The 7,782-nt window shown below is 56.8% G+C and carries 6 protein-coding genes, 1 tRNA gene and 1 pseudogene; 3 read left to right on the forward strand and 5 right to left on the reverse strand.

The genetic code is table 11. From position 1 onward, the window contains the following. Both AQS70_RS23145 and AQS70_RS06015 read left to right on the forward strand, forming a co-directional pair. Positions 1-174 (forward strand): annotated as a pseudogene (locus tag AQS70_RS23145) (UxaA family hydrolase); the annotation flags it as partial. Between the two features lie 40 nt (positions 175-214). Continuing rightward, positions 215-1,795 (forward strand): aldehyde dehydrogenase (NADP(+)), encoded by a 1,581-nt coding sequence (locus AQS70_RS06015; RefSeq protein ID WP_055101991.1) that lies wholly within the window; start codon positions 215-217, stop codon positions 1,793-1,795. A 107-nt stretch (positions 1,796-1,902) separates the two neighbouring features. Here the strand turns inward: AQS70_RS06015 and AQS70_RS06020 are convergent, their stop codons facing one another. Then, a complete protein-coding gene (locus AQS70_RS06020; RefSeq protein WP_055101992.1) occupies positions 1,903-3,249 on the reverse strand; it encodes a glutamine synthetase family protein in 1,347 nt (448 codons plus the stop codon). Positions 3,250-3,265: 16 nt separating this feature from the next. After that, positions 3,266-3,823 (reverse strand): helix-turn-helix domain-containing protein, encoded by a 558-nt coding sequence (locus AQS70_RS06025; protein ID WP_055101993.1) that lies wholly within the window; start codon positions 3,821-3,823, stop codon positions 3,266-3,268. Between the two features lie 327 nt (positions 3,824-4,150). On the opposite strand from AQS70_RS06025, the gene AQS70_RS06030 reads away from it, so the two are divergent. Further along, positions 4,151-4,225 (forward strand) — tRNA-Gln (locus tag AQS70_RS06030). A gap of 146 nt (positions 4,226-4,371) precedes the next feature. On the opposite strand, the gene AQS70_RS06035 is transcribed toward AQS70_RS06030, so the two are convergent. The 3 genes from AQS70_RS06035 to AQS70_RS06045 are packed head-to-tail and all read right to left on the reverse strand — an operon-like array spanning position 4,372 to position 7,628. Then, positions 4,372-5,514, reverse strand: a complete 1,143-nt coding sequence (locus AQS70_RS06035) for an alginate O-acetyltransferase AlgX-related protein (protein WP_055101995.1) — start codon at positions 5,512-5,514, stop codon at positions 4,372-4,374. Positions 5,515-5,525: 11 nt separating this feature from the next. Next, the gene (locus AQS70_RS06040; protein WP_055101996.1) at positions 5,526-6,941 is read right to left on the reverse strand and encodes an MBOAT family O-acyltransferase; all 1,416 of its coding nucleotides are present in this window, start codon (positions 6,939-6,941) and stop codon (positions 5,526-5,528) included. 18 nt (positions 6,942-6,959) lie between these two features. Next, entirely contained in the window at positions 6,960-7,628 is a 669-nt protein-coding gene (locus AQS70_RS06045) for an alginate O-acetyltransferase AlgF (RefSeq protein WP_055101994.1), read from the reverse strand. Positions 7,629-7,782 lie beyond the last annotated feature (154 nt).

A 7,782-nucleotide genomic window follows, 5' to 3' on the forward strand; every position in this document is an offset into this window, starting at 1 on the left:
GACATGGACGTGAACTGCGGCGGTATTGCCGACGCCAGCATGACCATCGAAGAGCGCGGTGAATATATCTACCGCCTGATGCTGCGCATTGCCTCCGGTGAGCGCAGCAAAAGCGAGCAACACGGTTACGGCCAAAACGAATTTGTGCCGTGGCAGATCGGGGCAATTACCTAAGCGCCAGTGATTTCAACTGCCTGACTTTATGGAGATGTGTATGACCCAGATTACCGGCCAGAACTTTATTGGCGGCCAGCGCAGCGGCGCGGGCTCTGTTCATTTGCAAAGCTTAGATGCAACCACCGGCGAAGCCCTGCCGTATCAATTTGTGCAGGCCACCGACGCTGAAGTAAATGCTGCGGCCATGGCGGCCAGCACTGCGTTCACGACATTTCGCAGATTACCCGCCGCCCGTCGCGCAGCATTCCTAGACGCCATCGCTGAAGAAATCGACGCGCTAGGGGACGATTTTGTGGCGACCGTTTGCCGTGAAACTGCCCTGCCCGCCGGGCGTATTCAGGGTGAGCGTGGACGCACCAGCGGCCAGATGCGCTTATTCGCCAACGTACTGCGGCGCGGTGATTTTTACGGCGCACGTATTGATCAGGCGCTACCCGATCGTCAACCGTTACCCCGCGCTGATCTGCGTCAGTACCGCATCGGCGTTGGCCCGGTTGCGGTGTTTGGCGCCAGTAATTTTCCGCTGGCCTTTTCGACTGCCGGAGGCGACACCGCTGCTGCACTCGCCGCCGGTTGCCCGGTGGTGTTCAAGGCTCACAGCGGGCACATGGCGACGGCTGAGTGGGTGGCCCAGGCCATCGTGCGCGCGGCCGAGCGTACTGAAATGCCAGCGGGTGTGTTCAACATGATTTTCGGTGCCGGGGTCGGCGCAACATTGGTCAAGCATCCGGCGATTCAAGCGGTCGGCTTTACTGGGTCGCTTTCGGGTGGTCGCGCCCTGTGCGACATGGCCGCTGCTCGCCCGCAGCCGATACCGGTTTTTGCCGAGATGTCGAGCATTAACCCGGTAGTCCTGCTGCCTGAAGCCTTGAAACAACGCGGCGAGCAAATCGCTAAGGAATTGGGCGGCTCAGTCATGTTGGGCGCAGGTCAGTTCTGCACCAGCCCGGGCTTGGTGCTGGGGATTACCTCGCCCGCATTCAGCGCATGGGTTGAGTCACTGGGCCAGTTTTTCAGCGCTCAACCTGCGCACACACTGCTCAACGCCGGAGGCCTTAAGAGCTACGTCAAAGGGCTTGAGCACTTGGCCTCGGTCAAGGGCATCCGCCACCTAGCCGGCTCGCAACAACAAGGCAACCAGGCACATCCGCAACTGTTCCAAGCTGATGTCAGCCTGCTGTTAGAAGGCGCCGAAGTGCTGCAAGAAGAAGTCTTCGGCCCGACGACCATCGTCATTGAGGTCGCTGACAAAGCTCAGTTGTTGCAAGCGCTACACAGCCTGCACGGCCAACTGACCGCAACCTTAATTAGCGAACCTAGCGATTTGCAGGCCTTTGCCGAGGTGGTGCCAGTGCTTGAGCACAAAGCCGGTCGCTTGTTGATTAACGGTTACCCGACCGGAGTTGAGGTGTGTGACGCAATGGTTCATGGCGGGCCTTACCCGGCGACGTCTGATGCCCGTGGAACGTCGGTCGGCAGTTTGGCCATCGACCGTTTCTTGCGCCCAGTGTGCTTTCAGAACTACCCAGACAGCCTCTTGCCCGATGCCCTCAAGAACGCCAACCCGCTGGGGATTCAGCGTCTAATCAATGGTCAACCGAGTTGCGAGGCGCTGTAATCGCTGACCAGACACGAGGCTGCGATGGATCACTTGGCAACCCATCGCAGCCTCATTCTTCAACAGCGACTCGCGGTTCTGCGCATGGATGCGCCGCGCCAGCACACTCATAAAAACCAGCGATACTCCCGGGCGCTGATTTCTTGCATAAAGGCCAGGTGGTCTTGACGTTTGTTCTCGCAATACACGTCTACGAACTCCGCCCCCAAACCGGCGCGCAGTTGCGGCTGAGACTGCATTGCACGGACTGCTTCGAGCATCTCTAACGGGAAGTCGACGCCGCTGTTGCGGTCTTCGTTCAGCGGCGCAATTGGCTCTTTCGCGGACTCCAGCCCATGTTCAAGCCCAACCAAAATCGCCGCCAGCACCAAATAGGGGTTGGCATCGGCGCTCGCCAGACGGTATTCGACCCGCAGGTTTTTGCTGTCTGACTCAGGAACCCGCAAGCACGCGTCGCGATCCTCAAACCCCCAACTGGCGCGGGTAGCAATATTGGTCGTACCGCCCAAGCGGCGAAAGGCATTGTGGTTCGGAGCAAAGATCGGCATACACGCAGGCAAAAGTTCAAGGCAACCTGCAATGGCGTGCCGCAGCGGTTGTTGTTGCTCGGCGGCCAGCAGGTTGTTACCCGCCGCGTCATACACACTGACATGTACGTGCATGCCACTGCCCGGCTGATGCAAGTAAGGCTTAGGCATAAAGCTGGCCCGATACCCGTGCTTCATGGCAACGCCACGGGTGCTGCGGCAGAACAGCGCTGACCAGTCAGCAGCGCGCAAACCATCGTCTAGGTGCCCGAAGTTGATTTCAAACTGCCCCGGGCCCAGTTCAGCGGTGATCACCGTGGCATCAATGCCTTGGGCCTGAGCAGCCTCAACCATGTCATGCAGCACAGGGGCAAAACGTGATAAACGCTCGATGTGCAGAGTGGGCTGGTCATCCGCATCGCCGGAGTACTGATCACGGGCATATTGCGGCAAGCCATCACGCAACTGCCTGTCGAATAGATAGAACTCAAGCTCGAACGCCACCACGGGATGAATGCCTTTGCCAGCCAGACGGTTAAGCACCTGCGCCAAGACTTCGCGGGGTTCGAATTCGATCGGTTTTTCAGTGCCATCGGTGGTGATCAGCATTTGCCCCAACGGCTGGTCTTCCCACGTCACCGGCTTGAGCGTGCCAGGCACCAGACGCCGCACGGCATCCGGGTCGCCATCGTTGAAGCAATAGTCGCCGATTTTAAACAGCCCGCCCTGCGCGCCCAATAGCACGCAGTTTTGCGGCAGTTTAAGGGCGCTGCCAGCGGCGACTTTTTCTAGCATGTCGATCGGGTAGCGTTTGCCGTAAAAATGCCCAGGTATGTCTAGGGAGATCAAGTCGACATATCGCACATCCGGGTAGCGTTGGCGAAAGGCTCGCACTTCAGCCAGCAGATCAGAGCATGCAGCGTCCATCGTTGTTCATCCTTAATCAGGTGTAGACCCAGAGCACTCGCGTGAGCTGTTCGGTCAGGTTGGCGTAACGGCACAGGGTGTTGCTGTCGAACTGAAAACTGTCTCCGGGGCGTAAGGTGACCGGCGTTTCGTCGTCGCCCAGCCATAAGCTCAACTCGCCTTCGAGCACATAGCCGCCTTGCTCGGAGCTGTCGAGCATATGTCGCTCGCCGCTGTTAGCTCCCGCCTCCAGCAGACTTTCGAGCATGGAAAACGACGCAAGAATTTTCGGTGATACCAATATGTCGGTAATGCCGTTGGCTAAATACAAGGTGCGGCGCTCGTCCGGTCGAGTGACCCAGGACAGCGCTTTGGGCTTAGGCATGTTGTAGAAGTAAGTGGTCGGAACGCCCAGCATGTCGCTGATAGCGGTGAGATCAGCCACCGTAGGCTGTGATAAACCGCGCTCAACTTGCGACAGAAAACCGACCGAACGGCCAATGTGATCGGCCAGGGCCTTCAAGGTGACTTTTTTGTGCTTGCGTAAGTCGTGAATAAGGGTCGCTAACGCAGCGATTTCTTGGTGTTTATTCACGTCCCGGTTCCGCGATAAAGCACACAGCCTTGTGTAGACATTGAAACCACCATGAAATCTAAACAGATTAATTTCATGAAAAATTAACCTTTAAATTTCACAAGAGCAAGGCTGACTTTGCACCGCCAAAGCGTCGGCAAGGGTCAAAATGCTCTCGGCAGTGCCCTAAAAGACAGTAAGCGGCTGTTTTTACGTGTTTTTTTTAATTAAGGGGGTTCACAGGTTGAGAAAATGTTGCTAAATTCTCGCCCACTCTTGCAGCAGATCTTAAAGACCTCGCAGTAAGCAGCGTCACACAGAGTGCCAGCCACTCTTCGCAACAGATACAGGGGCGTCGCCAAGCGGTAAGGCAGCAGGTTTTGATCCTGCCATGCGTTGGTTCAAATCCAGCCGCCCCTGCCATTTCTTAGATACAAGCCGTGTTATTCCGCCAAATGGCCGTCTATGAATAATCACACTCTTTTCGTTTCAACCTTCTGATCAGTCCGCCTAAACGACTCATGTCGTGTGGAGTCGTTAACATCACGACCCACCCAGCCGCCGAAATATTACTCCGCCCACTTAATCACTTCGCTGTAAGGCGTCTGTAGATCGCGCTCGGGGATCTCCCAGATCACTAATTTGGGCGGCGTGTCTTTAAAGGCCGAATTACTAAAGTAAACGTTGGCTGCGCCGGAGAATTCACCGCCATCTTTAGAGAAGTTGCCCACCGGCGCGCGCAACGCCTGTTGCAGGAACCCCACGAAGTTTGAGTTTCGCGAAAAAGAGGTGCCAATCAGTGCCACATTGGGCAGGTTGTCGTCACCAAACAGGTCATCAAGGCTATCTCCCTCACTGCTCGCTTGAGTCTGTTTCTCAGTGAACTCGCTCGCGGTCACCGATTCTGGGGCTGGCTGAGAACGCAACGGCAACCAATCCAGACCCGCCAAGTGCACCAGATCCCCCGGACGACGAGCCGGACTTTGCACAGTACGGTCATATTCGGTAGGCGGCGTGGCGCTGAAACCTAGGGCTTGTATCTGCTGCGCAATAGCTTTGGCCGCCGCCGATGAACCGATTTCACTCCAGTGAGTGTCAGTGCGCAGAAACGCTTCGGCGCCCAAGGGCTGCAGAGTCGGCGCCAGATCCAGCGCTTTGACACCTGCCTTATTTAACCCATCGACCCAAGCCTGCGCGCGGTGTTGCAATTGCGCTGGGCGACGTAAATCACACAGCTGTGATGCAGCGATTCGACTTTTGTCGGGCACAACGGCGACCAGCAGTTCAATGCCCTGTTTGGCGAGGCGTTGCTGAACGGCGTGCACCACCGCCGCCTTAGCCTCGGCATTGTCCTGAGCGTGACGATTGATGCGCATCTCGTCCGTCAGAAATAGCCAACCGTCACATCCTGGACGCACCCGAGCGCCGGTGTCATGAAAGGCTAACCAACTGGCGGCGCGCTCTAGGTCTGCTGCACGCTCGGGTACAACCGCCATCGACAACTGCTTGGCAATCTTGTGCGTGACCTCGCCATGCAGCACTTGGTCTTGGGTGAGGTTAGGCGGCAGCAGTTCAACCTTGCCGCTGATCAACAACCACGCGGCCGAAGCAAAACTTACCAATAGAAACGCGCAGAATACCCAACCCGATAACGTACTGATACGGGTTGTAAATTCGCTCGGCATCGCCGGTTTAGGGGAAGAGTCAGGCATGGGCTCGGCCATCAGAACTGGAAGTACAGGAAAGGCACCGCTTCACGGCTCGCGATTAACGCGAACGAGAGCAGAAAGCCCGCCACCGGCCACACGGCCGCTATCGGTGCATACAGGACAGAGCCGCCAAAGCGTTGTTCGTAACGGTTTTTAAACGCTGGGGCGAGGATGCAGGCAATGCCCAACAGTGCCGCCAAGCCATGTGCCGAGCGCAACGTCACGGCTAACGCGTCACCCAATGCAAAGTCATGCAGGCCAATCTGCCCCGCATACATGTTCAACGCCGAATGGAAGTCCGGGGCGCGGAACAACGTCCAGGCCATGAACACAAACAACAGCGTCAAGACGTGCGCCAACACCGGTGGAATGCTCGGTAACGTTGAGCGTGACCACAAGCGATCCACGCACAGCGCAATACCATGTGCAGCGCCCCACAGTAGGTAGTTCCAGCTATCACCGCCATGCCACAGACCGGCGATAGCCATGGTCAGAAACAGGTTGCGGTAGGTCTTCCAAGCACCATTTCGGTTGCCGCCCAAGGCGATGTACAAGTAGTCGCGCAACCAACTGGACAGCGACATGTGCCAGCGCCGCCAAAAATCCTGGATGCTTCTGGCCAAGTACGGTTGGTTAAAGTTTTCGGGGAAGTGAAAGCCCAGCATCAACCCCAAGCCGATGGCCATGGCGCTGTAGCCAGCGAAGTCAAAAAACAATTGCAACGAGTAAGCCAGGCAACCGATCCAGGCATCTATAAAAGAGGGGTTGTCGAGGTGGAACGCCACGTCCACCAACGGAGATAGTGTGTCAGCAACCAAGACCTTCATGCACATGCCGATCATGAACCGCCGAGCACCGAGCGAGAAGTTTTGCCAATCGAAGTAGCGCTTAACCAGCTCGCGACGCACCCAGTCGTAACGAATGATTGGGCCTGCGATGGAGTGCCCAAACATCGAAATATAGGTGGCGTAATTGATAAAGCTACGCTCCACCGGCACCGTGTGCCGATGCACGTCCACCAAGTAGGAAATCGCTTGCAACACGATAAACGACAACCCGGCGGGCAACGCGACCCGCTGCCATTCCAACGGCATGGCGCCGGGGTAGGTGATCCACTCCATCCACGTCGCGGCCAAGATGTTGGCGTACTTGTACCAGCACAGCACTGCGGTGTTGAACACGATCAAGGCGATTAATAGCCGTACACGCCCTTTTGAATCCTCCCGCGAGCGATCAATCAACAACCCGCCCACCCACGCCACAATGGTCAAGGCCACGTGCAGCGCGAGGAACATGGGGTTCAGCCAGCCATAGAACAACCAACTGCCGATCAACAAAATGACGTTACGCCATTGCGGCTTGCCCAGTGCATAGATCAGCAGGAAAGCCGGTAGAAATAACGTCAGAAACTCGAGAGAGGCGAAGACCATGGCGGCGGCAGCGTCCAATCAGTGGGATGGAGTGTCCGTTGCTTTTATCAGCTGCGGACCCTTGGCCGAAGGCACCAACATGACGCTGTAACGCTCACCCGCCTTAAGCTCACCCAGATCGAGCGCAGGCCCGACATTAGCGTTAGCGCACAGCAACTGCACCGACAACTTCACTGGGTTAATCGAGCGACGCTGTAGGCTGCCAACCGCAACTGCCTTGAACAGATCAGCATCACGCCCGGCCGGTCGCAGACGAGCGTCAGCACAGCTTTTGTCGACATTAAAAAATGCCAGCGACGCTTTGAGGCCATTGAAGTCATCGGGTTGTTCGCGCACCACCGCCTGCTCTATACCCGTACCGTCCGTTAGCGCAAACACCGTCACGAATTCACTCGGTTTGATGCTCAGCTCGACAGGCAACTTTTGATTACCACTGATCAACGTGCCTTTAATCGGCTTGGCTGAATCAACTGGATACAGCAAAGACACCGGCTGCGTGGTCTCCAGACGCAGCGGCTTTTGCCCAGGTTGAGCAACCACCTCCAACGGCGCCGGGCTGGCGTTGACGAAGCGGATAAATGCCGAGTCAGCGTCAGGACCTGTGGAGTACAGAGCAGGAGCCGCGCTTGCCAAAGCACTGAAAGCCATGACAGGAACCACCATGAGCGCCGAGAACTGTTTGATCATTTTTTAAGCCCCTTCACAACCGAGGTATTCATCAAAGCCTTGTCGATGGCATCCCCCCACAGCTTGTAACCGGGTGCGGTCATGTGCTGACCGTCGACTGTTGCCCACTCTTTCTGCCCAGTTACGGAAAACTTCAAAGAGTCGATGTAGTCAC

Source organism: Pseudomonas endophytica (genome assembly GCF_001411475.1).
Taxonomy (GTDB): domain Bacteria; phylum Pseudomonadota; class Gammaproteobacteria; order Pseudomonadales; family Pseudomonadaceae; genus Aquipseudomonas; species Aquipseudomonas endophytica.